The following is a 25,015-nucleotide window of genomic DNA, read 5'->3' on the forward strand; positions in this document are numbered from 1 at the left end:
CATGGCTTCACCCAAGGCAGAGACCGGCACCACCACGAAAGGCGGCACACCCACGAAGGAGCGGTTCGCTCCCGCGGACTGGGGCTGCCCGCCGTGCGCGATGGTCACCGTCGGTCCGACCGGCACGGCCGTCCGGACCGACGGCGAGACGGAGCTGCTGCCGGGCGTGACGGAGGGCGCTCCGCTGCCCGACGGCCTCTCCTGGCTGGCCCGGGCCACGGCGGAGGTGGCCGCCGACACGGTCCACCAGGGCGGCGCGCGGCGGCCCGCCGTGCCGGGGGAGTACCGGGACCGCCGCTTCGAGGCCCATCCGACCCGGCGCGCCAACGGCGAGGTGGTGTGGTGGCTGGTCGACCAGACCGCCCGGTACGCCGCCGAGGAGGCCCTCACCACCGAACGCGAGCGCACCACCTTTCTCGCCGAGGCGTCCAACGTCCTGCTCTCCTCGCTCAACGCCGAGCGGTGCATGGCCGCGACCGCCAGGCTGGCCGCCGGGTTCTTCGCCGACGCGGCCGTCGTGGTGGCCCCGGCATCGGGCCGCAGGCTGCCCGTCACCCGGGCCGTCGCGGGCGGGGAGGCCAGCCAGGGGCTGGTCGCGGCCGACCCGGCCACCGTGCCGGGCCTGGCCGAGGCGCTGAAGGGGTTCCCGCCCGTCCCGTCCCAGTGGATCGACCCGACGTCCCTGCCCGACTGGCTCGTCCCCGACGGTCTCCGCACGCCGGTCGGCTCGGTGGTCGTCACCCCGCTGCCCGGCCACGGGGTGCCCGCCGGGGCGCTGATCCTGCTGCGTACGGAGACGCGCCGGGAGTTCAGCGAGACCGAGGAGACCTTCGCCCGGCTCTTCGCCGCCCGCGCCGGAGCCGCCCTCTCGGCCGCGCGCCTCTACGCGGAGCAGCACAGCATCACCCGTACGCTGATGCGCGACCTGCTGCCGCCCCGGCTCCACCGGGTGCGGGGTGTGGAGTTCGCCGGCGGCTACCGCCCCTCCAACGCCCACGAGCGGGTGGGCGGCGACTTCTACGACGTCCACCCCGGGCCCACGGCCGCCGACCCGTCGCTGGTGGTGCTGGGGGACGTCTGCGGCAAGGGGCTGGAGGCCGCCGTCCTCACCGGCAAGATCCGCAACACGCTCCAGGCCCTGGTGCCGATGGCCGACGACCACGAGCGGGTGCTGCAGCTCCTCAACGGGGCCCTGCTGAACTCCGACAACACCCGCTTCGCGACCCTGGTCCTCGCCTCCGTGCTGCGCTCGGGGAACCAGGTGCGGCTGCGCCTCACCTCGGCGGGGCACCCGGCGCCCCTGATCGTGCGCAACGACGGCCGGGTGGAGGAGGTCCCCACCCACGGCAGCCTGGTGGGGGCGCTGGACCAGGTGACGGCCCGTACGGTCGAGGCCGTCCTGCTGCCCGGGGAGACGTGCCTGCTCTACACCGACGGCATCACCGAGGCGCGCGGCGGCCCGCTCGGCGGTGAGCTCTTCGGCGACGAACGGCTGAAGCGCGCCCTGGCCGAGTGCGTGGGCATGCCCGGCGAGGCCGTGGTGGAGCACATCCGGATGCTGGCGGCCCAGTGGCTGGGCGACGGCGGCCACGACGATCTGGCGGTGGTGGCGATCACCGCACCGCCGACGACTCATCTCACCGCGGTGGACGGCCACACACGGGGCAGGTACACCGCATGACCACCACAGTCGACGCCACCGGTCTCGATACGCTCCGGGGCGATCTCTGGGCCGCGGTGACCGGCCGGGACGAGTACCGCGCGGCCGATCTCGTGCTGACCGCCCTGGACACCGGCGTCTCCGCGGAGACGGTCCTGCTCGACGTGATCGCCCCCGTGCAGGCCCGGGTCGGCCGCGCCTGGCAGGCCGACCGGCTCACCGTCGCCCAGGAACACGCCGCGACCGCCATCGCGGAGCGCGTCATCGCCGCGCTCGCCCACCACCCCGCCCACCGTCCGGCCCCCTACGGCGGACGGATCACCGTCGCCTGCGTGGACCACGAGTGGCACGCCCTGCCCGCCCGGCTGCTCGCGGAGGTCCTCACCCTGCGCGGCTGGCGGGTCGACTTCCTGGGCGCCCAGGTGCCCACCCCCCACCTGGTGACCCATCTCCACAACACCGGGTCCGACGCGGTCGCCCTCTCCTCCTCGCTCGCCACCCGGCTCCCCACCGCCCACTCCGCGATCACCGCCTGCCAGGCCGTCGGGGTGCCGGTGCTGGCGGGCGGCGCCGCGTTCGGCCCCGACGGCCGCTACGCCCGGCTGCTCGGCGCCGACGCCTGGGCCCCCGACGCCCGGGCCGCCGCCCGTCGGCTGGCCGAGGGCATCCCGTCCCCCGACCTCGCGGCGGGCCGCCGCGAGAACGACGGCCTGGCCCACCTCAGCGACCAGGAGTACACCCTCGTCGTCCGGGCCAGAGCCCGGCTCGTCCGGGTGGTGCTGGCCCGGCTGGAGCGGGACTTCCCCGCGATGGCCGACTACTCCGCCCCGCAGCGCGAACGCACGGCCGAGGACGTCGCCCACATCGTGGAGTTCCTCGGCGTCGCCCTCTACACCGACAGCGACGACCTCTTCACCGACTTCATCCGGTGGACCGCCGCTGTCCTGACCGCCCGCCGGGTCCCCGCCCGGTCCCTGCGCCCCGCCCTGGACGCCCTCGCCGCCGAGCTGAAGGACTTCCCGCGCGCCACCCGTATGCTCGACCGAGCCCGCGGCCACCTGGACGAGGCCGTGGCCGCCACCGATCAGTCACCCGGAGCCCCCGCATGACCGCCCTGCCGAGTCCTCTCCTCACCGTCACCGCCGAGGAGGGCCGGGGCTGGGTGCGGCTGCGCCTCACCGGGGACCTGGACCACGACACCAGTGACGAACTGGTCGGGCGGGCGATGGAGCAGCTGACGGCGCGGCCGGGACTGGACGATCTGTACCTGGACTGCGCGGGGCTCGGGATGTGCGACTCCATGGGCGTCTCGGCCCTGCTCCAGATCCACCGCGACACGGCGGTCCGGCGGGTGCGCCTGCACGTCGAGGAGGCCCCGGCCTTCCTTGACCGGATCATGCGGATCACCGGGATCGACCACCTGTTCGCCCGCCGGGACCAGGAGGAACGGTGGCCGGCCAGGGGAGCGGGCGAGGAGGGGCCGTCCGACCCGCACCCCTCGCCCACCTCCTGACCGCGGGCCGTGGCCCCCGGCTCAGGCGAGGGCGACCACGGCGGCGATGCGCTTGCCGCGCCCGTGCGGGGTGACGGAGAGCCGTGTGGTCAGCCGGTGGACCAGCGACCAGCCGTAGCCGCCCTCCCCGACCGACCCCGGGACCGGTTCCTGGAGGACCGGATGGCGGGGGTCCGCGTCGTCGACCACCAGATGGAGGTCGCCGCCGATGATCCGGGCCGAGAAGCCGGTGACCCCGTCGGCGTGCCGCAGCGCGTTGGTGACGATCTCCGAGGTCACCAGCAGGGCGTCAGCCACGACCACGTTCGCGAGCGTCTCGTCCGTCAGGCCGCCGAACTCCGCCGTCAGCAGCCGGGTCACGGCATCGCGCGCCTCGGCCGCGCTGCTGGGCACACGGAGGGGTACGGCATCGGCGTGACGTACGGGAGGGGTGTGCGGGGTAGGGTGCACGCCCGTACCTCCTTTCCACGCCGTCGGTGAAGGGCGCTCGGTGAATGCGGAACTTCCCGTGGAAACCACCGCATTCCCCCTCTCGCCGTCTCCACACCTCCCACGGCCCCCCGGGTCAGCCGCCCGCCAGCACCTGCGCCAGGTCGTAGGAGACGACCTCCTCCAGCTGCGCGTACGTACAGCTCGCCGGGGTCCGGTCCGGGCGCCACCGCCGGAACTGCGTCGTATGGCGGAACCGGTCGCCCTCCATGTGGTCGTACGCCACCTCGCAGACCCGCTCCGGCCGCAGCGGTACCCACGCCTGGTCCTTTTTTCCCGTCCAGCGGTTCTGCGTCCCCGGCAGCCGGGAGGCCTCGTGCGCCGCCGCGTCCGCCCACGCGCCCCATGGATGGCCGGTGAACTCGCAGCGCAGCGGGGCCAGTTCCTCGGCCAGCTCGGCGCGGCGCCGCATCGGGAAGGCCGCGCAGACCCCGACGTGCTGGAGCACGCCACCGGAGTCGTACAGGCCGAGCAGCAGCGAGCCGACGACCGGGCCGCTCTTGTGCTCCCGGTAACCGGCCACCACGACGTCGGCCGTCCGCTCGTGCTTGATCTTGTACATCACCCGGGTGTCGGGCCGGTACGGCAGATCCGGTGGCTTGGCCACGATCCCGTCCAGTCCCGCCCCCTCGTACCGGTCGAACCACTCCCGGGCCAGCTCGATGTCGGTGGTGGACGGGGCGAGGAACACGGGCGCGGAGGCGCCGGAGAGAGCCGCCTCCAGCACGGCCCGCCGGTCCGCCTGCGGGGTGCTCAGCAGCGAGGTGTCGTCCACGGCCAGGATGTCGAAGGCGATGAAGCTCGCCGGGGTCCGCTCGGCCAGCATCCGCACCCGGGAGTCCGCCGGATGGATGCGCTCGCTGAGCCGGTCGAAGTCGAGCCGCCCCTCGTGGGCGATGACGATCTCCCCGTCGAGCACACAGCGCGGCGGCAGGTTCTCCCGCACGGCGTCCACCAGATCCGGGAAGTAGCGGGTCAGGGACCTGCCCGTACGGCTGCCGATCTCCACCTCGTCACCGTCGCGGTGGACGATCGCCCGGAAGCCGTCCCACTTCGCCTCATAGCTCATGCCCGGCGGGATCTTGGCCACCGACTTGGCGAGCATCGGTTTCACGGGCGGCATCACCGGCAGGTCCATGGCCCGATTCTGGCGCCCCCGCACACCTATGTCTCCCGATGTGCGGCATATGTGCGACCGGCCTACGGTGGCCGTCATGGGAGAAGCGGTGGAGCTGGACGCGGGCGGACGAGCGGTGCGGCTCTCCAACCCGGACAAGGTGTACTTCCCGGCGAAGGGCTACACCAAGAGGGACGTGGCCGAATACTTCCTGGCCGTGGGCCCCGGGATCACCCGCGCCCTCAACCACCGGCCGACCACGCTCCAGCGGTTCGTGGACGGGGTGGAGGGCGACTTCTTCTACCAGAAGCGCGCCCCGAAGAACCTCCCCGACTGGATCCCCACCGCCCGCATCGCCTTCCCCAGCGGCCGCCCCGCCGACGAGCTGTGCCCCACCGAACTCGCCGCCGTGATCTGGGCCGCCAACCTCGGCACCCTCACCTTCCACCCCTGGCCGGTCCGGGCCGGGGACACCGACCACCCGGACGAGCTGCGCATCGACCTGGACCCGCAGCCCGGCACCGACTACGCCGACGCGGTCACCGCCGCCCACGAGCTGCGCTCGGTCCTGGAGGACCACGGCGTACGGGGGTGGCCCAAGACCTCCGGCGGGCGCGGGATGCACGTCTTCGTCCCCATCGAGCCCGCCTGGACCTTCACCGAGGTCCGGCGCGCCGCCATCGCCGCCGGGCGGGAGCTGGAGCGGCGGATGCCGCGGCGGGTGACGACGGCCTGGTGGAAGGAGGAGCGCGGGGAGCGGATCTTCGTCGACTTCAACCAGACCGCCCGCGACCGCACGATCGCCTCCGCCTACTCCGTACGCCCCTTCCCGCACGCCCCGGTCTCGGCACCGCTGCGCTGGGAGGAGATCGACGACGCCGAACCGCGCGACTTCGACATCGCCACGATGCCGGGCCGGTACGCCGAACTCGGGGACGTCCACGCGGACATGGACCAGGAGGCGTTCCGGCTGGACGGCCTGCTGGAGCTGGCGGACCGGGACGAGGAGGAGCGCGGGCTCGGGGACATGCCGTACCCGCCGGAGTACCCGAAGATGCCCGGCGAACCGAAGCGGGTCCAGCCCAGCCGCGCCCGCCACGACGACGGTGACGGCGGCGGTACCGCGTGAGCGGAAGCAGCGAGAAGCACGGTGCCCACGGCCGCCCCCTGACGCTCCGCGAACGCTGGGAGGCGTACAAGAACGGCCCGTTCCTCCCCGCGACCGTCCTGGTCCTCATCGTCGCCGCCGCGGCCGGACTCTTCGCCGGCTCCTACACGTACGCGATGGCCAAGCCCACCCCGCACCGCATCCCGGCGGCCCTGGTCACCCAGCCCGCAGTGCAGCGCGGCGAGGCGTTCGTCGCCGGGATGGAGAAGGCCCTCGACGCCTCGCTCGAACTCCACGACTACTGGGACCTCGCGGACGCCCGGCGCGCCCTGGACGAGCAGAAGGTCTTCGCGATCGTCCGCGCCGCGGAGAACGGGGTGGCGCTCGACGTGGCCGGGGCCTCCGGCGCCTCCGTGGCCGAACTGCTCGGCAAGGCGGGCATCGAGACCGGGGAGGCCACCGGGGTGCCGGTCACCGTCCGGGACGTCAAACCGCTCCAGCCCGGTGATCCGCGCGGGCTCGCCCTCTTCTACATCTCGCTGGCCGCCGTCATCATGGGCTTCCTCGGCGCGATCCAGCTCAGCATCCACGCCCGCGGCCTCGACCCGGCGGAGCGCATCGCGTTCACCGCCGCGTACGCCCTGCTCGGCGGGTTCGCCATCGCGGCGGCCGTGGACTGGTGGCTCGGGGCGGTGGACCTGCCGTTCGTCCAGTCGTGGCTCATCCTGGCGTTCACGATGTTCACCTCGGGCATGGTCTTCACCATGTTCAACACCCTGATGGGCCGGTGGGCGATGATCCCCACCTGGGGCGTCATGGTCCTGCTCGGCAACCCGTCCTCCGGCGGGGCGGTCTCCTGGCCGCTGCTGCCCTCCGCCCTCGGGCACATCGGCCGCTGGCTGCCGCCGGGCGCCTCCGTCAACGCCCAGCACACGGCCGTCTACTACCAGGGCCACCAGTTCGTCTTCCCGTACCTGGTGCTCGCCGCCTGGGCGCTGGTCTCCTGCACGGTCTTCTGGGTGTGGCGCCACCGGCACCCAGGAGGCCGTGCCCGCACGCCCGAGCATGCGGCCACGGCCTCCTGAGACCACTCCGTACGGCTTACAGCATCCTGTACGGCTTACAGCTCCTTGATCCGGATGTCGCGGTACGAGATGACGTCCGTGACCCCGTGGACCTGGAGCCCGATGTAACCGGAGGCGAACCGCCGGCCGTCGGTGCCCGGGTCGTCACCGCGCGGCGGCTCGAAGAGCTGGCCACCGTTGTTGTCGAACTCGTTGATCAGGACACCGTTGCGGTAGATCTCGTAGTGCTGGTCGACCACCTTGATCTCGTAGTCGTTCCAGGTGCCCTTGGGGGTGACCCCGGCGCCGCCGAGGCCCACCCGGTCGAAGCCGTAGACCGATCCGGTCTTGTACATGTCGCCGTCCGGCCGGTCGTTGACCTGGATCTCATGGCCGTACTTGATGGCGACCCACTCCGGACGCGACTCCTCCGGGTGGTCGTGGACCTTCGGGAAGCGGACGAACACCCCGCCGTTGGCGTTGCCGGAGCCCGGGGCGTCGTCGCGCCACTGGAGCTTGAGCGAGAAGTCGCCGTACGCCCGGGTCGGGAACCAGAGCATGCCCATGCCGCCCACCGTGGTGGAGCTGGTGATGGAGCCTTCCTCCTCGTTCAGCCCGAACGCGCCGCCGCCCACGTGTTGCCACTTGGCGAGCGAGGCCGCCGTGCCGTCGAAGAGCTTGGTGTACCCCTCGGACTGGCCCGGCTTCCCGATGCCCGACTGCTTGGCGGCCTGGTTGATGGCCTTGCGCTCGCGCTGGTCGATCACGCCGTCGGTCCTCAGCTTGTCGAGGACCGCGGTCACGTGCTTGAGGAACAGCGCGTGCGAGGACCAGTCCTTCTCGTCCTCGATCAGCTCGTTGATCGTGCAGCGGTTACGGGTGATCCGGTTCGGGACGCCCGTGTCGACCGTGCCGACGAAGACGGTGTGCCGCTCGTCGAACTCCGCGCAGTTGGGCGCCGGGACCCCGCCGCCCTGGGCGACGGTGAACGACACCCGCTCGGCCTCGGAGGTGTTGCCCGCCTTGTCCGTGGCCCGGTGCGCGACGGTGTGGTGGCCGACCCGGTCGACGAGGACGGGGGCGGTGTAGGCGAGGTAGGGGCCGCCGTCTAGGGAGTACTCGACCTTGTCCACGCCCGAGTCGTCGTCGGTCGCGGTGACGGTGACCTTGGCGCTGGTGATGAACGCGCCGTCGGAGTTCTTGTTCCCCTCGACCTTCACCGAGGTCTCGGGGGCCGTCTTGTCCTGCGACGGCGGCTCGACGACGGTGAACGCGACGGACTTCTCGGCGGCCACGTTCCCGGACCGGTCGGTGGCCCGGTAGCGGACGGTGTGCTCGCCCACCTCGTGGACCATCACCGGGGCGGTGTACGCCTGCCACTCACCGTCGGCCCCGAGCGCGTACTCGATGGTGTTGACGCCGGACCCGGTGTCGGACGCGGTCACGGTGACCGTGGCCATGCCCAGGTACGCCCCGTCGCCGTCCTGTTCGCCCGAGACGGTCGCCGAGGTCTCCGGCGGTGTCTCGTCGTCGGTGGGCGGGGCCGCGACCGCGAAGTCGACGGACTTCTCCTCGGCCGTGTTGCCCGCCTTGTCGGTGGCCCGGTAGCGGACCGTGTGGTCACCGACCTCGCTCACGACCACGGGCGCGGTGTAGGGCTGCCACTCACCGTCGGCGCCGAGCGCGTACTCGACGGTGTCGACGCCCGAGCCCGCGTCGGTCGCCTCGACGGTGACGGTGGCCTGGCCGATGTACGCGCCGTCGCCGTTCTGGTCGCCGTCGACCTTGGCCGAGGTCGCGGGCGCCTCGGTGTCCTCCTCGCCGCCGCCCTCGGTGACGGTCAGGACGCCCTTCATCTGACCGTGGCCGGGGATCGTGCAGGTGTAGAGGTACGTGCCCGGGGTGAGCGTGACCTCGACGCTGTGCTTGCCGCCCTCGGAGTCGGTCGGGTTGGCCAGGATGTTCACCTGGACGTCGTTGTTGTGCTCCGGGTCCGACGTGCTGAACGTCAGCGTGTGCGGCATGCCCGTCGTGTTGCCGGTCGCCGTGCTGTTCTCGAAGACGATGGTCGCCTTGCCGGCCACCGCCGTCTCCGGCGCGCTCAGATAGCGGTCGATCGGGTCACCGGCCGTCCAGGTCAGCACCTGGTCGGCGGCGGCCCGCGCCCCGGACCGGTCGTCGCCGCCCTTGCCGTACGCGGCCGTGGAGGTGAGCCCGAGGACCATGACCAGGGAGGCCATCAGGGCCACCCAGAAGCTCGGCGGCCGATGCCGCCGCCGGGCGAGGTACGTGGGGTGTCTCACTGCGCTGCCGCCTTTCCAACCAGGTCCTTGACGGCCGGAGTCGCCGCGCCGCCCTTGTAGGTCACGCGCCACAGCGCGGACTTGGAGTCGGAGGTGAAGAAGCCGCGCCCGTAGTCCAGGACGTACAGCGAACCGTCCGGTGCGAACTTCCAGTCCATCAGGTTGCGGATGCCGTCGTTGCCGACCGGGATGATCTTCTTCAACGACTCGGCGTGCACGGGCAGTCCGCCCTTGCCGACCGTCTTCGGGTCGGTGATCACCGCGTGGCGCGGCTGCGTGTCGTCGTAGAAGTCGCCGACGAACCACTTGCCGTCCCAGTACGCGGGCCACTTCGCCGTCGAATCGCTCTGTGCGTCGTAGCGGTAGACCGGGCCGTTCATGGTCGCCTGGCCGCCGCCCTTGAGCCAGGGCAGCAACTCCTTCTGCTCCTCGGCCTTGTAGCTCGGGACACCGTTGGCGTCACGCGGGTAGTCGACCCCGCCGCCCTGCGGGGAGTACCAGATGGTGTTGGGGGTCACCGGCGGCAGCTTGACCAGACCGTCGTTGTGGGGCGACTCGTTCTTCGGGGCGTTGCAGTCGTACCAGCCGAGCGGCTTGCTCGGATCGGGCAGATTGCGGTCCCGGTAGGGCTGGTTGTTGCCCATGCAGTACGGCCAGCCGTGGTTGCCCGCCTTGGTGATCGCGGCGAACGTGTCGTACTTGGCGGGGCCCCAGGTGGTCGAGGCCGAGCCCGCGTCGGGGCCGACCCAGCCCGCGTACAGGGTGTCGGTGGCGGGGTCGATCGAGATCCGGGCCGGGTTCCGTACGCCCATCACGTAGATCTCGCCCCGGGTCTTCCCGCCGCCCTCGTCCGGCTCCCTGCCGGTGAAGAGGTTGCCGGACGGGAGGGTGTAGGTGCCGTCGTCCTCGGGGTGGATGCGCAGGATCTTGCCGTTGAGGTTGTTGGTGTTGCCCGAGGTGCGGCGGGCGTCGGCGAAGGAGACGCCCTTGAAGTTCGGCTCCGGGTTGTTGCCGGAGTAACCGCTGCTGAAACCGGAGGAGTTGGTGTCACCGGTCGCGATGTAGAGGTTGCCCTTCGAGTCCCACGCCATACCGCCGCCCGCGTGGCAGCAGCTGTGGATCTGCACCGGCCAGCCCAGCAGCACCTTCTCCGAGGCGAGGTCCAGCTTCCCGGACGCCGGGTCGTAGGTGAAACGCGAGACCTGACGGGTCGCCATGTGCTTGTCGCGGTCGATCTTCGCGTGCGGGGTGTAGTGCAGATAGACCCAGCCGTTGGAGGCGAAGTCCGGGTCCAGCTCGATGCCGAGCAGACCCTCCTCGTTCTTGGTCAGTTCGTCGCCGCCGCCCTTGTTGCCGAAGACCTCCAGGGCCCCGGCGAGGGTGACCTTCTTCGTCTGCGGGTCGTAGACGTGGACCTCGCCCTTGCCCTTGCCGATGTTCGGGTTGTTCCAGTCCGTGACGACCGGCTGGGAGCTGTCGGCCCCGCCGCGTCCGATGTAGAAGACCTTGCCGTCCGGCGCGGTCACCAGGCCGTGCGGCTCGCCGATCTGGTCGTTCTGGCCCGGCTGGTTGGGCTGGGTCAGGCGCTCGGCCGTGTAGTTGGCGTTGATGGTCGCCTTGCAGTCGGCCTGCGAGGTGCGGTTGGTCCAGGCGAGGGCGCCGCGCAGATGGTCGCGGAAGTCGGCCTCGGCGAAGCTGTCCGCCGTACCGCCCATCGCCGTGTAGAACGAGCGCCCGCCGTCGTAGTCGCGGCACCAGGAGACCGGGTGGTCCCAGCCGTTGGCGCTCGCGCCCGGCTGGTACGTCAGCTCCCGGACGCGCGCCACGGTGTGGACGTCACCGGACGGGTTCTTCGTCCAGTTCAGCCACTTGTCGGGGCGCTTCCACTCCAGCGGCAGGTTCTTGGTCGCGGGGTGGACCCGGTCCCCGACCTCGACGGTCGCACGCTGCACGGCGGTCGGGCTGTTGGCGGCCGGGCGGGCGCCGATCAGACCGGTGAACCAGTCCGAGTACGGCTCGGTGCGCGCCGCGTCATGGATGCCGAGGAAGCCGCCGCCCGCCTCCATGTACGCCTCCAGGCCCGCCTCCTGCGCGGGGTCCAGGACGTCCCCGCCGCCGGTCAGGAAGACCACCGCGTGGAAGGAGCCGAGCCGCTTGCCGTTGGTGAAGACGTTCGGGTTGGCGGTGGCCACGGTGGTGAAGCGGCCGGCCTCCGGACCGGTCTGCCCGATCTTCTCGATCGCCGCGATCCCGGCGTCCGTGTACGGTGCCTCGTCACCGGCCGACGCATGGAAGACCAGCACCTTGACCTGGTTCTTCGCGCCCGGCGGGGACGGCAGGGACAACGTTGTCGCCATCTTCTCCACCAGGTCCCTGTCCGGCGAGGTGCCCGCGTTGGCGGGACCTCCGGCGCTCAGCAGGGACACGGTCAGTGCGCCGGCCGCCACGACCGCCGCGAGGCCGCGTCGATGGCGTGATCTCGACCGGTGAGGCGATGCGCCGTGCATGTGGGTCACCCAACCCTTCTGTGGTCACTGCAGCGTTGACTGCGACAGCGCACGAAGCTAGACCTCTTTTCGCGGCCCGCCAATAGCTAAGGCAGCAATCGCACAAACTTTGTCCTGAGTGTGGATAAACGCTCGGGCCCCGGCTACGGTATGGGCCGTTCCGGGGAGCGCCCGGCCCTTCCCGTCTCCGCCAGTTTCCTTATCCCAGTAGGGAGTTCGACATGGACCGAAGGACCTTCAGCCGGCGGATGCTGGTCGGCGGCGCGGCCGCGGCGGCCACCGGTGTGACATCGTTGTCGCTCGGTGCTGTGCAGGCAAGCTCCGCGGAGAGCGGACCGCGTACGGCCCCGGCCGGGGGAGCGGTGCGCCGCATCAGGATGTACGCCGAGAAGCTGCCCAACGGCGAACTGGGCTACGGCTTCGAGAAGGGCAAGGCGTCGATCCCCGGCCCCCTCATCGAGCTGAACGAGGGCGACACCCTCCACATCGACTTCGAGAACCTCACCGACGGCGACGTCAGCCTCCATGTCCACGGCGTCGACTACGACATCGCCAACGACGGCACCCGGATGAACAAGAGTCACGTCGAGGCCGGCGGCACCCGCACGTACACCTGGCGCACCCACAAGCCGGGCACGCGCAAGGACGGTACGTACGAGCCGGGCAGCGCGGGCTACTGGCACTACCACGACCACGTCGTCGGCACCGACCACGGCACCGGAGGCATCCGCAAGGGGCTGTACGGGCCGCTCGTGGTGCGCAGGAAGGGCGACCTGCTGCCCGACCAGACGTGCACGGTCGTCTTCAACGACATGATGATCAACAACAAGACGGCCCACAACAGCGTCAACTTCGAGGCCACCGTGGGGGACCGGCTCGAATTCGTGATGATCACGCACGGCGAGTTCTACCACACCTTCCACATCCACGGTCACCGCTGGGCGGACAACCGGACCGGCATCCTCACCGGCCCCGACGACCCGAGCCGGGTCATCGACAACAAGATCTGCGGCCCCGCCGACTCCTTCGGCCTCCAGATCATCGCGGGCGAACGGGTGGGCGCGGGCGCCTGGATGTACCACTGCCATGTGCAGAGCCACTCCGACATGGGCATGGCCGGACTGCTGCTGATCAAGAAGCCGGACGGCACCATCCCGGGGTACGAGCCGCACCACCACGGGGCGGGCGGCGCCGAGAAGAAGTCAGCCCAGGACAAGGACAAGGGCGAGGGCAAGGGGGCGGACGAGGGAGCGGCGGGGCACCAGCACTGACCCGGCGCCCGGGGCGTCGCGAGGGGGTCGGTCGCCGAGCCGCTCGGCGGCGGCCCGCCCCGCTGCCCGCCCACGGGCCCGGCGTCCGCTCACTCCGGGCGGGCCGGACGCCCCTGCTGGCGGACCAGCCGCTGCTGCTCCTCCTCCACGATCCGCCGGGCCAGATCGCCGTCCGACACGTCCACGGCGTCCGGCGCGGCCTCCGCGAGGTCGCTGCGCCGGGCGTACGCGTCGAACAGCCGGTCCTTGCGGGCCAGCAGCTCCACCATCCGCTGGTCCACGCTGTCCGCCGCCAGCAGCCGGTGCACCTGGACCGTGCGGACCTGGCCCATCCGGTGGGCGCGGGCGACCGCCTGGTGCTCCAGCGTCGGCTTGATCTGCGGCTCGCAGAGGATGACCACGGACGCGGCCTGCATGTTGAGCCCGGTGCCCCCGGCCTGGATCTGGCTCAGCAGCACCGCGTGCCCGTCGACGGCGGAGAAGGTGTCGACCAGCTCCTGCCGCCGGGCGGCCGGAAGGCTCCCGGAGACCGGCCCGAGGGCCTCCGGCCCCAGGGCCTCCCCGACGGCGGCCAGCACCTCCCGGAAGTAGGAGAAGACCACCACCTTCAGCCCGTTGTCCCGCGCCTCGTCGACCAGTTCCCGCAGCCGCTCCAGCTTGGCCGAGGTCGCGGGCCTGGCGTACGCGGCCCGGCGCATCCGCATGAACTGCCCCGACGCCACCGCCTCCCGGTACGCCGCCAGGTCCTCGGGGCCGAACTCCTCCCACTCGTCCACATGCACCAGCGCGGGGAGTTCGGCGAGCACGTCCACCTGGTTGCGGCGGAGATAGGCGGGGGACACGGCCCGGCGGAAGGCCTCCGAACCGGCGGCGCCGTGCGTCGTGCTCACCCCATCCGCCAGCTCCGGGCGGAGCCGGCGGACGAGACTGCGGAACTCCTCCACCCGGTTCTCCATCGGCGTCCCGGTGAGGAAGAGCACGTGCTCCGCGCCCTCCGCCCACGCCGCGACCGCCCGGGCCCGCCGGGTGGCGGGATTCTTCACGAAGTGCGCCTCGTCGACCACCAGCATCGAGAGGGGCGGGCCCCCCTCGGGCAGCGTCCGCAACGCGTCGAACGTGGTGAGGGCGACCCCGCCCCTCGCCACCCACTCCGTGAACACCTCCAGCCGCTCCGGCCCGTGCACCGGCAGCGGGCGCAGGGTGGAGCGGGCGCGGACCTCGCGGTCCCAGTTGATCAGCACGCTCGCCGGGCACACCACCAGGAAGTGGCGCTCGCCCCGCGCCGCGAGATGGGCGAGCGCGGCGATGGCCTGCACGGTCTTGCCGAGCCCCATCTCGTCCCCGAGGATCACCCGCTTCTGCGCCAGCGCGAACCGCGCCCCGAACGACTGGTAGCCGCGCAGGGAGACCCGCAGCCGCGTGTCGTCCAGCCGCAGCGCGCGTACCCGGTCCGCGATCCCGGCGGGCAGGAACCCCTCGGCGGCATCCCGGTCCGGCCCGCTGCCGGACAGCTCCGCGAGCAGGCTGTAGTACTCGGCGGACCGCAGCTCGAAGTCCACCCACGCCCCGGGCGCCGACTCCGGCGCCCGCAGCAGATCCACCGAGACCTGCCCGAAGAGCAGCGGAAGCTCCTGCCCGTCCGCCTCCGCCAGCGCCCCCCGCACCCCGGCCACGGCGTCGAGCGCCCGCCGCCGCGCCTCCGTGCCGCTGAACAGCATCCGCAGCCGGCTCCCCGCCGGTGCGGCGGCGGCCACCAGGGGCCGGAGCCCCTCGTCCAGCCGCCGGCCCGCCTCCACGGCCCGCCGCGCGTCCGGACCGGCCTCGACCAGCCGGTGCAGGGCGACGACCAGGGCGGTCGTGGTGGCGTCGGGGGCGTCCATGTCGATCCGTACGGAGACGGTCTCGCGCACCGCGTCCGCGATCTGCCCGGCCGCCGCCAGCGCCTGGTCGGCGGTGTGCGCCCCGACGCCGGGGATCAGGCGCAGCTCGTAGCGGGCCGTGCCGTGGACCTGTCCGACGGTGGTGAACCCGGCCTGTTCGAGGGCGGTGAGGCGCAGCCGCCCCTCCGTGACGTCCTTGAGCCGGGTGACCGGGATGGCGGTCAGCTCCCGGTCGACCAGGGCGGAGAGCAGCGGGTCGAGAACCGTCCGTACGGCGTCGACGGCCCGGGCGTGGTCCTCCCGCACGGCGGCCGACCTGCCGAGCAGCGCCTCCGCCTCGGCCAGCAGCTCCCGGACGGCCCGGCCCGTCGCCCCCGGGCGGACGGTCCGCGTCCCCGTCTCCGTCATCGTTCGCTCTCGCCGCCGTCGGGAAGTGGTCTTCCAGCTGTACGTCGTCATCGTCCCACGCCCCACCGACACCCCCGGCCCGAGCCGGTGAGCGGCCTCTCCGTCCCCCGGCCACGGAACAGCCACTCGCGATCCGCGCAGGCCGCACCTCCCCTCGGCACGGCCCCGCAGCCCGGACGGCCCCGCGCGGACTGCGGTGGCCAGTGGCCGGTGCGAGACTCGACGGGACAGGGAACAGCCCCCGCGCCGCCGTGTGCGCGTGCGGGGTCCAGTGATCCGCCGAAGGAGCACGCCATGCTCGACCCCGCCTTCCCCGACGGAGCGCCCAACTGGATCGACCTGGGCACGCCCGACCTCGACGGGGCCCTCACGTTCTACGGCGGACTCCTCGGCTGGGAGCTGCTCGCGGGCGGCCCCGAGGTCGGGGGATACGGGATGTTCACCCTGGACGGGCACACCGTCGCCGGGGTCATGACGGTCCCGGAGGAGCAGTCCTCCAGCGCCTGGTCGGTCTACTTCCGGTCGTCCGACGTCAACTCCACCGCCCAGCTGGTGAACCAGGCCGGCGGCCGCCTGGCCTTCGAGCCGATGGAGGTCCTGGACTACGGGCGCATGGGCGGCTTCCTGGACCCGGGCGGGGCGTACTTCGGCGTCTGGCAGCCCCGGCAGAACCCCGGTGTGGGCATGATCCAGCAGCCGGGATCGCTTCTCTGGGTCGAGCTGTACACCCCGGACGTCCCGGCGGCGTCCCGGTTCTTCGGCGATGTCTTCCGGTGGAAGACCGAGCCGCTCAAGGTCGAGGGCACCGAGTACGTCTACACCACGGTCCACCCCGCGGGGACCGGCCCCGAGCTGTCGTTCGGCGGCCTGGTGGCCATGGGCGACGTACCGGCCGAGGCCGCGCGCGGTCCGCACTGGCTGCCGTACTTCGAGGTCGAGGACGTGGAGGGCGCGGTGGCCGCGGCGAAGCGGCTCGGCGGGGCGGAGGCGCTGCCGCCCATGGAGGTCCCGGGCGTCGGCACGATGGCCAACGTCACCGATCCGTACGGGGCGGTGTTCGCGCTCATGAAGCCCCAGCCGAGGCAGGGAGGGGAAGGCGGCGCGCCGGGAGATTGATGAGTCGTTGATCGGTCGTTTATCGGGGCCGTGCACCGTAGCCCCATGCTGATCAACATGGTGACCGAGGACGCGCTCGACTGGCAGGAGAGCGCGCTGTGCGCGCAGGCCGGACCCGAGTTCTTCTTTCCGGCCCCGGGAAGTTCGACGCGCGAGGCCAAGCAGTTGTGCGGCGCCTGCGAGGGGCGCGTGGCCTGCCTGGAATACGCCCTCGCCAACGACGAGCGGTTCGGCGTCTGGGGCGGGCTCTCGGAGAAGGAGCGCGAGCGGCTGCGCCGGAAAGAGCGCGAACAGGGCTGAACGAGGGCTCGTGGAGGAGCGGTCCCACGACGCGTCCGTACGGGGCTTTCGCCGCGCGGAATCCTGGACCGGCCCTGTCACCGCGGGCTCGGGACCGGCCGCCGGCGCGCACGCCGGAGCACCGATGGGCTCCTCCCGCGCCGTCCTCGTCCGCGCCGATGCCCGGCCGCTCGTCCTCTCCGCCGCCCTCCCGGACGCGCTCGACCCCCTGCCCCATCCTCAGCGCATGCGTGAACTCGCCTTATGCGCGCGGCGGTTGACGGCCCAGCCGCCGCCGTCCCGGTCGACCCGCTCACCGACATGAGCCGACGCGGAACCTGGATTTCCGCCGCCGTGGCCCTGGCGGAGGCCGCGCCGTCCGGTGAGCAGGCGGCCACCGCGCTGAAGTGCGCGCCGGCCCTGCCGGCCACGGGGGAGACGGCGGACGACGCGGGAGCCGGGCGGGACCGGCCCGCCCGTGGGGCCGAGGCCGGTGATCCGGAGGTCCTGCTCGGCGTCGTCGCGCGGCCGGCGGGGACCGGTGATCTCGCGGAGGGCCTGTTCGCCGCCGAGCTGACGGTGGCCTGCGGCCGGCGCACCGGGTGGACCGGGCCGTGGCGCACCCAGCTGCGGATGCTCCGCCGGCACCCCTGCGGCGATGTGCGCGACGTGGCGTACGGGCAGTTCACCGCGGCGGAGTGACGGGGCCCGGCGGCGTGGGGCGTCCGGGCGGTGGCGGGTGGCTCAGGCGCGGCCGCGGGCCGCCATCCGGGCCTTGCGGGCGGCGAGCTTCTCGTCGAACTTCGCGGCCTCGCTGTCCAGCCCGCCCATGTACAGCCCCAGCTCCTCCTGGGCCTGCATGCCCTCGGGGCCGAGCCCGTCGATGCTCATGACCTTCAGGTAGCGCAGCACCGGCTGGATCACGTCGTCGTGGTGGATGCGCATGTTGTAGATCTCACCGATCGCCATCTGCGCGGCGGCCCGCTCGAAGCCGGGCATGCCGTGTCCGGGCATCCGGAAGTTGACGACGACATCGCGCACGGCCTGCATGGTCAGGTCCGGGGCCAGCTCGAAGGCGGCGCCCAGGAGGTTGCGGTAGAAGACCATGTGCAGGTTCTCGTCGGTCGCGATCCGGGCCAGCATCCGGTCGCAGACCGGGTCGCCGGACTGGTGGCCGGTGTTGCGGTGGGAGACGCGGGTGGCCAGCTCCTGGAAGGCGACGTACGCCACGGAGTGCAGCATCGAGTGCCGGTTGTCCGACTCGAACCCCTCCGCCATGTGCGCCATGCGGAACTGCTCCAGCTTGTCCGGGTCGACGGCGCGCGAGGTGAGCAGGTAGTCGCGCATCACGATGCCGTGGCGGCCCTCCTCGGCGGTCCAGCGGTGCACCCAGGTGCCCCAGGCGCCGTCGCGGCCGAAGAGGGAGGCGATCTCGTGGTGGTAGCTGGGGAGGTTGTCCTCGGTGAGGAGGTTCACCACGAGCGCGATCTTGCCGATGTCGGTGACCTTGGACTGGTCCGCCGACCACGCCTCGCCGTCCTCGAAGACGCCCGGGAAGTTCCGGCCGTCGGAGAAGGGAACGTACTCGTGCGGCATCCAGTCCTTGGCGACCTTGAGATGGCGGTTGAGCTCCTTCTCGACCACCTCTTCGAGCGCGAACAGCAGCTGGGCGTCGGTCCACGCCTTCGAACTGCCGAGGTGGGGAGAGGTGATCGTCACGGGTGGCTCCTGGGGACGGGAGAATTACCTACGGCTTCGTAGGTTACGAGACCGTAGGTTAAGGCGACCGTAAGGGCAAAGCCAAGCCCGTCCCCGCTGGCGCCCGACTACGTACCGTCATGTGTCCGGCTCATGGCCGTGATGTCCGCGTCCTCGCAGGTCAGCGGGGCTCTGCGGGCAGCCCCAGATCCCGCCGCAGATACTCGGCGGTAACCGAGGTGCGGTCCGCCAGCAGCCCCTTCGGCGTGCCCGCGAAGACCAGCTCGCCGCCCTTCTTCCCGCCGTCCGGCCCCAGATCGATCACCCAGTCCGCCCGCTTCACCACCTCCAGGTTGTGCTCCACGCACACCACCGTGTTCCCCGCGTCGACCAGCCGGTCCAGCAGATCCACCAGCGCCCCCGTGTCGGCCAGATGCAGCCCGGTCGTCGGCTCGTCCAGGACGTACACGCTGGAGGTGCGGTGCAGCTGAGTGGCGAGCTTGATCCGCTGGCGCTCGCCGCCGGAGAGCGTGCTGAGCGGCTGGCCGAGCGTGAGATAGGTGAGGCCGACCTCGTCGAGCGTCCGCAGCTTCCGCAGCAGCGCCCGGTCCTCGAAGAGCCCGACCGCCTGCGCCGCCGTCATCTCCAGCACGTCGACGATGGACCGTCCGCCGACCCGGTGCTTCAGCACGTCGTCGTGGAACCGGCGGCCCTCGCACTCCCGGCAGGTCGTGGTGACCGGGTCCATGAACGCCAGGTCGGTGGAGATCTCCCCGCGCCCCGCGCACCCCGGGCACGCCCCGGCGGAGTTGAAGCTGAACAGCCCGGCGTCGACACCGTTCTCCCGGGCGAAGACCCTGCGGATGGTGTCCAGCGCGCCGATGTACGAGGCCGGGGTCGAGCGGGACGAGGCGGTGATGGCGCTCTGGTCGATGACCACCGCCTCGGGGTGGGCCGCCGTGAACACCTCCGACACCAGCGTCGACTTGCCCGAACCCGCGACCCCGGTCACCACGGTCAGCACCCCGGCCGGGAACGACACGTCCAGTCCCTTGAGGTTGTGCAGATCGGCACCCCGGACCGGGAGTTGGCCGGTGGGGGAGCGGAACTCGCCCTTGAGCGGGGTGCGTCGGCGCAGCGACCGGCCGGTGAGCGTGTCCGACGCGCACAGCCGGTCGAACGGGCCCTCGAAGACGACGTGTCCGCCCTCCGTACCCGCCCGCGGGCCCATGTCGACGATGTGGTCCGCCACCGCCATCACATCCGGGTCGTGCTCGACCACCAGCACGGTGTTGCCCTTGTCGCGCAGCCGCACCAGCAGGTCACCCAGCCGCCCGACGTCCCGGGGGTGCAGCCCCACGCTCGGCTCGTCGAAGACGAAGGTCAGCCCGGTCAGCGAACTCCCCAGGTGGCGCACCATCTTGAGCCGCTGGCCCTCACCGCCCGACAGGGTGGACGTCTGGCGGTCCAGGCTGAGATAACCGAGCCCGATCCCCACGAGCCGCTCCAGCCGCTCACGGGCCGCCGCCGCGATCGGGCCGCCCACCGGGTCGTCGATCCGGGCCAGCACGCCGACCAGCTCGGAGACCTCCATCCGCCCGTAGTCGGCCGGTGAGAGCCCGTCGACCCGGGTCGCGAGCGCCGCCGCGTTCAGCCGCGCCCCCTCGCAGGATCCGCAGACCCGCTCGACGGTGAACCGGTCGGCCGCCGCGCGCCGCTTCTCCGACAGCGATGCCGTGTCCCGCTTGAGGTAGAGCCGCTCGAACCGGGTCACCACCCCCTCGAACCGCATCTCCGCCGGGCCCGTCCGCATGTCGAGCTGGACGGTGAACCCGGAACCGTACAGCAGGAGTTGCCGGTCCTCCTCGCCGAACTCCCGCAGTGGCAGGTCGTTGTCGAAGCGCCCCGACCCGCCGTACAGGCTCCACTCCCAGCTGCCGACCCCCAGCCCGGGCAGCAGCAGCGCCCCCTCGTTCAGCGACTTCGACCAGTCCACCGCCCGGTCCAGATCCAGCCGCACCACCTGCCCCACCCCGTCGCACTCCGGGCACATCCCCGCCGGGTCGTTGAAGGAGTACGCGGTGGCCCCGCCCGCGCTCGGGGTGCCGTACCGCGAGAACAGCACCCGGAGCACCGACCAGATGTCCGTCGCCGTGCCCACGGTCGAGCGGACGTTGCCGCCCAGCGGCCTCTGGTCGATGACGACGGCCACGGACAGGTTCTCCATCGACTCCGCCCGTGGCCGCTCGTACTTCGGCAGCCGGTTGCGCAGGAACGAGGTGAAGGTCTCGTTCAGCTGCCGCTGGGACTCCACGGCGATCGTGTCGAAGACGACCGACGACTTCCCCGAGCCGGACACCCCGGTGAAGACGGTGATCCGGCCCTTGGGCAGGTCGAGGGAGACATCGCGCAGATTGTTCTCGTGCGCTCCGGTGATGGCGATGGAGCGCTCGGTGGGACGGTGGCCGTTCGTGGCGATGCGGGGACGGGTGCTGTGATCCATACCGGCGACGCTAGGCCCGATACCCGACAGCTTCTGTCGCCTTTTCCGGACGACCTGCCGCCAACTCGCACTCGCCCGGCCGCCCGGCCCTGGTCAGGAGCCCTCGCCGCTCCGGAAGCGGAAGAAGTACAACCCTCCTTCTCCGCCGGCGGCCAGCATCCCTCCGGCCGGTGACCAGGCGCACCACGACAGATCGGCGGCGGTGCGCATCAGCGCGAGCCTGTGGCCGGTGCGGGCGTCCCAGACGATCAGCGCACCGCCCGCACCGCTCTCGGCCGTCGCCAGATGCTCGCCGTCCGGGGACCAGCCCATGGCACGCGCCCGGCCCGCGAGCCGCCGCGCCGGCGTGTCCTCCCGGCAGTTCCAGACGTGGACGGTTCCGCCCTGGCCGAGGACGGCGATGAGCTCCCCGTCGGGCGACCACGCCAGCGCGACGGAGGGACCGCCCGGGAGGGGGAGCGAATGGAGCAGCCGGCGGCCCGCCGCGTCCCAGACCCGCAGCCGGTGGCGCGGTCCGACGCTGCCGCCCACGACGGCGAAGCGGGGGGTGCCGCCGGGCGACCATGCCATCGCCCGCACCGATCCCGTACCGCCGGGCTGTACATAGGGCGGGGCCGTCGAGAACGGATCGCGCAGCTGGACCCGCCCGTGGCCATCGGCCAGAGCCAGCAGGGCTCCGTCCCGCGACCACACCGGCACGCCCACTCCGTGGCCGACACCGACCACGTCCGCGCCGCGGTGGTCCCAGCAGCGCAGCAGCCCCGCGCTGTCGACGGTCGCCACATGGACTCCGTCGGGCGACCACGCCATCCCCCGCACCGTCCCGGTATGCCCGGTGAGCGGCGGGGCGGCGGTGCCGGTGCTCGTGTCCCACAGGTGCACGGCGCTTCCCCCGTCGGAGACAGCGAGCCACCGGCCCTCGGGGCACCACAGCAGTCGGCGTACACCCGGCAGCGGCCCCGGCAGGTCCTGGACCACCTCGCCCGTGCGCCCGTCCCACACCCGCACCGAGGCGCGGGTGTCCGAGCGGTCCCCGAGCGTGGCCAGGCGCGTGCCCACCGGCGCCCAGGCGAACCCGTTCATCGGGACAGCGCGCGCACCGGGTGTCGCCGCGGGCGGGAAGGAGACCGAGCGCCAGATCCGCAGACGACCGGAGTGATCGACGACGGCCAGGCGCGTGCCGTCCGGTGACCACTGTGCTCCCGCCCCTCCCGGAAGGCGGCGCGACGGCGCGGTGCTGTCCGGGCTCCACAGGTGCACGGCGTCACCGGTGCGCACGAGGAGAGTGCCGTCGTCGGGAGCCCACCGCACGTCCCTCGGGCTTCCCCGGTCGCTCAGGGTATGGACCACCGCACCCGTCCGCCCCTCCCGTACGTGAACCTCGCCGACGGCGTCGGCCGCGGCGAACCTGCTGCCGTCGCCCGACCAGGCCACGGTGTGGCCGAGCAGCTCGGGGCCGGTGCAGGTGTGCAGGTGGGTACCGGTCGCGGTCTCCCACAGCCGTGCCACGCCCGAGTGGTCCAGCGTCAGCAGCAGGCTGCCGTCCGGGGACCAGATCGTGTGGCGCACCGGTGACGAGGTCTCGGTGCGGACGGCGGCCCCGTGCCCCGCCAGGCAGTGCGCGAGCGTCCCCGTCTCCGCATGCCACAGACGTACGTGCTCGCTCGCGTCCGTGGTGGCGAGCAGGGCGCCGTCAGATGACCAGGCGACCGAGCGCGCGACGCCCGTGTGGCCGATCAGCGCCGCCGGCTCGTCCCCTCGGCCGGCCTTGACGCGTTCCGCCGACCACAGCCGGACCGACGTCCCGAGGTCCGTGACGGCCAGCCGGTCGCCGCTCGGGGACCAGGCGAACTCCATGAGCGGCCCGCCGGGCGAGCGCAGGGTGCAGACGGAGGTGCCTGTCGCGGCGTCCCAAAGAGACGCGTTGAGGCCGATGTTCCGAGTGAGCAGATGCGTACTCTCCGGGGACCAGATCAGGTCCAGCACGTCGTGGCCGAGGGTCCGCACCGACCCGGTCTGGAGATCCCACACCTGCGCGGTGCCGCCCAGCCCCCGTCCACTCCCCGCGGCGGCGTCCGCTTCGGGGGACGTGCCCAGGGTGCGGGTACCGGAGAGGGTGGCGATGAAGCAGCCGTCCGGGGACCAGGCCATGAACCGCACGGACTTGTCCGGCGTGAGGACGTGGGTCATCTCGCCGGTGACCGGATTCCACACCCGCACGGCGCCCTGGTGCCCGAGCGCGGCGAGCTGCCTGCCGTCCGGGGACCACGCCGGGGCGTACGCTCCCGTGGCGGCACTGGTCAGCGTGCGCTCCAGGGCGGGGTGCGGGGTGTCGGGGAGGGGGTGGCCGTTGACCAGACGGGGCAGGGTGCGGGCGGCGGCGAGTGCCGCGAGCTGGTCCCGCCACAGCGGGACATGGGCGAGGCGGCTGTACAGGACGTCGACGAGCGAGTGCGCCGGCTCGGTGGCGGACAGCAGGTGGGTCGAGGCGCCGAGCACATGGACGGCCGCCCTCAGCTCCGCGTCCGGGTCGGGTATCTGGACGAGGTCGGCGTGCGGGGCGTTGGGGGCCGTGTTCAGCCGCGCCTCGATCCAGCGCAGATCGGTCGCCGTCCCACGGGCCTCCGCCTCGTACCCGGCCTCGATCAGATGGCGGATGAGGTGACCGAGCGCGTACTCGGAGCGCAGCTCCCACCACGGGGTGGGCGTCCCGCCGTGGTCGAGAGTCTGCCGCAGGCCGTCGACGAGGCATCTGCTCGCGGCGGCCACCCCGTCCGGTCCCAGCTCGCGTCGCAGATGGTCGCGGATGACGTCGTGCAGCACCAGGGAGACGCCGCCGTGGTCGTTCACCGTCACCAGGGACAGTCCCGCGAGCCGGTGGCACAGGGTGTGGGCGTCGGCCCGGTCGAGTCCGCCGGCCCGGCTCCACAGGGCGGTGACGACCGGGAGAGGGATCGCTTCGCTGCCGGCGAAGATCCCCAACCGCGCGAAGCACTCCTCGCTGCCGGGCGGGAGCAGCTTCGTGCCCGCCTCGATGGTGGCCCTCACGATGCGCCGGCGAACGGCGCTGTCGTCGAGGTCCGCGTCGGGCTCGTAGTCCACGCCCGACACACCGGGGGCCGCGGGCCCCGCCGCCTCGATCAGCCCCAGCAGCTCCGCGGCGGCCTCCGCGTACGGCCGGTCGGTGAAACGCGTGGCGTGGAAGGAGATGAATCCGCAGGAGAGGTTGAGCAGCAGAGGCCAGCGGCCGGTGACGCGCAGCAGGTCCCTGACGGTGGCGGTGGGCACGGCTCCCGGCTCCAGCCCGCGCAGAAGCACGGCCTCCGACTGCTCCATGGTCATGCGGTCGACCTTCACGGTGGACGCGGTCGGGGGCAGCAGCGTCGGCGACCGGGTCGAGATCAGCCGGGCGCAGGCGCGGCCTCCGGTGAGGAAGGGCGGCAACTGGTCCCCGTACCAGACGTCGTCGAGCGCCAGCAGGCTCCGTGGCAGCTCGTCCAGCAGCCGGCCCAGTTCGGCGCCGGCCGCCTCCGGGTCGGTGTATCCCGGGTTCGTGCCCGTCAGACGGGTGAGCAGGTTGTTCACCTTGTCCGCGATGGCGGCGGGCGACTTGGCGCCCCGGCCCAGGCTGAGCCTGAAGACGCGGTCACCGAAATGGGCGCGGACGTCGGGGTGTTCGCATACCCGCCCGTACAGGACGGTCTTGCCGAAGCCGCCCGCCCCGTGCAGCCCGACGACGCGCATGCCCGCGCCCTGCTCCGCTCGGCCGGTCAGGGCCTCGACCAGTGCCCGGGTCTCCTCGGCACGGTCCACCACCCAGCCGCCCGCGTCCGGGTGGAGCACCATGAGCCCACCGCGCAGGGCGGAGGGGCGCACGGGCAAGTCGCTGTCCCTGGCGGCCTGCACCTGCTGGACGCGCCAGGCGACCACACCCAGGACGCCCGCCACCACGGCCGCCGCGGCCGCCACTCTCAGCGGGTGGTCCCGGGCGGGCCGGAGCCAACCGGGTAGGTTCGTGAGAGCGTTGATCTCGTTGCCCGCCACGGCACCCACGGCGGCGACCAGCGGCACGATCAGCAACAGCAGCACGGTGACGGCA

At 72.4% G+C, this 25,015-nt stretch carries 17 protein-coding genes; 9 read left to right on the plus strand and 8 right to left on the minus strand.

Features of this window, described 5'->3' with window-relative positions; all coding sequences use genetic code 11:
* Position 1 precedes the first annotated feature (1 nt).
* From ACQ9ZG_RS29500 to ACQ9ZG_RS29510, 3 genes are read left to right on the plus strand one after another with little or no spacing between them, the layout of a single operon-like run.
* A complete protein-coding gene (locus tag ACQ9ZG_RS29500; protein WP_499281396.1) occupies positions 2-1,681 on the plus strand; it encodes a PP2C family protein-serine/threonine phosphatase in 1,680 nt (559 codons plus the stop codon).
* Entirely contained in the window at positions 1,678-2,769 is a 1,092-nt protein-coding gene (locus ACQ9ZG_RS29505; protein WP_084990900.1) for a cobalamin B12-binding domain-containing protein, read from the plus strand. Before ACQ9ZG_RS29500 ends, ACQ9ZG_RS29505 begins: the two co-directional genes overlap by 4 nt.
* A complete protein-coding gene (locus tag ACQ9ZG_RS29510) occupies positions 2,766-3,173 on the plus strand; it encodes an STAS domain-containing protein (protein WP_109914490.1) in 408 nt (135 codons plus the stop codon). The genes ACQ9ZG_RS29505 and ACQ9ZG_RS29510 overlap by 4 nt, the downstream gene beginning before the upstream one ends.
* A 21-nt stretch (positions 3,174-3,194) precedes the next feature.
* On the opposite strand, the gene ACQ9ZG_RS29515 is transcribed toward ACQ9ZG_RS29510, so the two are convergent.
* Positions 3,195-3,623, minus strand: coding sequence for an ATP-binding protein (locus ACQ9ZG_RS29515; protein WP_028418703.1), 429 nt, complete (start codon positions 3,621-3,623; stop codon positions 3,195-3,197).
* Positions 3,624-3,738: 115 nt separating this feature from the next.
* Positions 3,739-4,800, minus strand: coding sequence for an ATP-dependent DNA ligase (locus ACQ9ZG_RS29520; RefSeq protein ID WP_109914491.1), 1,062 nt, complete (start codon positions 4,798-4,800; stop codon positions 3,739-3,741).
* A 76-nt stretch (positions 4,801-4,876) separates the two neighbouring features.
* Between ACQ9ZG_RS29520 and ligD the strand changes: the two genes are divergently transcribed.
* Entirely contained in the window at positions 4,877-5,908 is a 1,032-nt protein-coding gene (gene ligD / locus ACQ9ZG_RS29525) for a non-homologous end-joining DNA ligase (RefSeq protein ID WP_258311981.1), read from the plus strand.
* Positions 5,905-6,972 carry an ABC-2 transporter permease gene (locus ACQ9ZG_RS29530; protein WP_109914492.1) on the plus strand — a complete coding sequence of 356 codons (1,068 nt, stop codon included), beginning with the start codon at positions 5,905-5,907 and terminating at the stop codon, positions 6,970-6,972. Before ligD ends, ACQ9ZG_RS29530 begins: the two co-directional genes overlap by 4 nt.
* A gap of 35 nt (positions 6,973-7,007) precedes the next feature.
* Here ACQ9ZG_RS29530 and ACQ9ZG_RS29535 read toward each other — a convergent pair whose 3' ends face one another.
* The gene (locus ACQ9ZG_RS29535) at positions 7,008-9,254 is read right to left on the minus strand and encodes an OmpL47-type beta-barrel domain-containing protein (RefSeq protein WP_109914493.1); all 2,247 of its coding nucleotides are present in this window, start codon (positions 9,252-9,254) and stop codon (positions 7,008-7,010) included.
* Positions 9,251-11,761 carry a ThuA domain-containing protein gene (locus ACQ9ZG_RS29540; protein WP_239008963.1) on the minus strand — a complete coding sequence of 837 codons (2,511 nt, stop codon included), beginning with the start codon at positions 11,759-11,761 and terminating at the stop codon, positions 9,251-9,253. Before ACQ9ZG_RS29540 ends, ACQ9ZG_RS29535 begins: the two co-directional genes overlap by 4 nt.
* 221 nt (positions 11,762-11,982) lie before the next feature.
* On the opposite strand from ACQ9ZG_RS29540, the gene ACQ9ZG_RS29545 reads away from it, so the two are divergent.
* Complete coding sequence (locus tag ACQ9ZG_RS29545; protein WP_109914494.1) at positions 11,983-13,032, plus strand: multicopper oxidase domain-containing protein; 1,050 nt, start codon at positions 11,983-11,985, stop codon at positions 13,030-13,032.
* 89 nt (positions 13,033-13,121) lie between these two features.
* Here the strand turns inward: ACQ9ZG_RS29545 and ACQ9ZG_RS29550 are convergent, their stop codons facing one another.
* A complete protein-coding gene (locus ACQ9ZG_RS29550; RefSeq protein ID WP_499281397.1) occupies positions 13,122-15,320 on the minus strand; it encodes a DEAD/DEAH box helicase in 2,199 nt (732 codons plus the stop codon).
* Between the two features lie 294 nt (positions 15,321-15,614).
* Between ACQ9ZG_RS29550 and ACQ9ZG_RS29555 the strand changes: the two genes are divergently transcribed.
* The 3 genes from ACQ9ZG_RS29555 (at position 15,615) to ACQ9ZG_RS29565 (ending at position 17,417) form a co-directional block, all read left to right on the plus strand.
* A complete protein-coding gene (locus tag ACQ9ZG_RS29555; RefSeq protein WP_109917624.1) occupies positions 15,615-16,436 on the plus strand; it encodes a VOC family protein in 822 nt (273 codons plus the stop codon).
* A 45-nt stretch (positions 16,437-16,481) separates the two neighbouring features.
* Positions 16,482-16,736 (plus strand): WhiB family transcriptional regulator, encoded by a 255-nt coding sequence (locus tag ACQ9ZG_RS29560; RefSeq protein ID WP_018491989.1) that lies wholly within the window; start codon positions 16,482-16,484, stop codon positions 16,734-16,736.
* Positions 16,737-16,979: 243 nt separating this feature from the next.
* Positions 16,980-17,417, plus strand: a complete 438-nt coding sequence (locus ACQ9ZG_RS29565) for a hypothetical protein (RefSeq protein WP_499281398.1) — start codon at positions 16,980-16,982, stop codon at positions 17,415-17,417.
* A gap of 42 nt (positions 17,418-17,459) precedes the next feature.
* Here the strand turns inward: ACQ9ZG_RS29565 and ACQ9ZG_RS29570 are convergent, their stop codons facing one another.
* The 3 genes from ACQ9ZG_RS29570 to ACQ9ZG_RS29580 form a co-directional block, all read right to left on the minus strand.
* On the minus strand, positions 17,460-18,434 hold the full coding sequence (locus tag ACQ9ZG_RS29570) for an acyl-ACP desaturase (RefSeq protein WP_109917217.1): 975 nt from the start codon (positions 18,432-18,434) through the stop codon (positions 17,460-17,462).
* Between the two features lie 160 nt (positions 18,435-18,594).
* Positions 18,595-20,916: an ATP-binding cassette domain-containing protein gene (locus ACQ9ZG_RS29575; RefSeq protein ID WP_109917216.1), complete on the minus strand. Its 2,322-nt coding sequence runs from the start codon at positions 20,914-20,916 to the stop codon at positions 18,595-18,597.
* Positions 20,917-21,009: 93 nt separating this feature from the next.
* Complete coding sequence (locus tag ACQ9ZG_RS29580) at positions 21,010-25,005, minus strand: eIF2A-related protein (protein WP_109917215.1); 3,996 nt, start codon at positions 25,003-25,005, stop codon at positions 21,010-21,012.
* Between the last annotated feature and the right edge of the window lie 10 nt (positions 25,006-25,015).

It is taken from the genome of Streptomyces araujoniae (genome assembly GCF_050871195.1).
In the GTDB taxonomy this organism is placed as follows: Bacteria; Actinomycetota; Actinomycetes; order Streptomycetales; family Streptomycetaceae; genus Streptomyces; species Streptomyces bacillaris.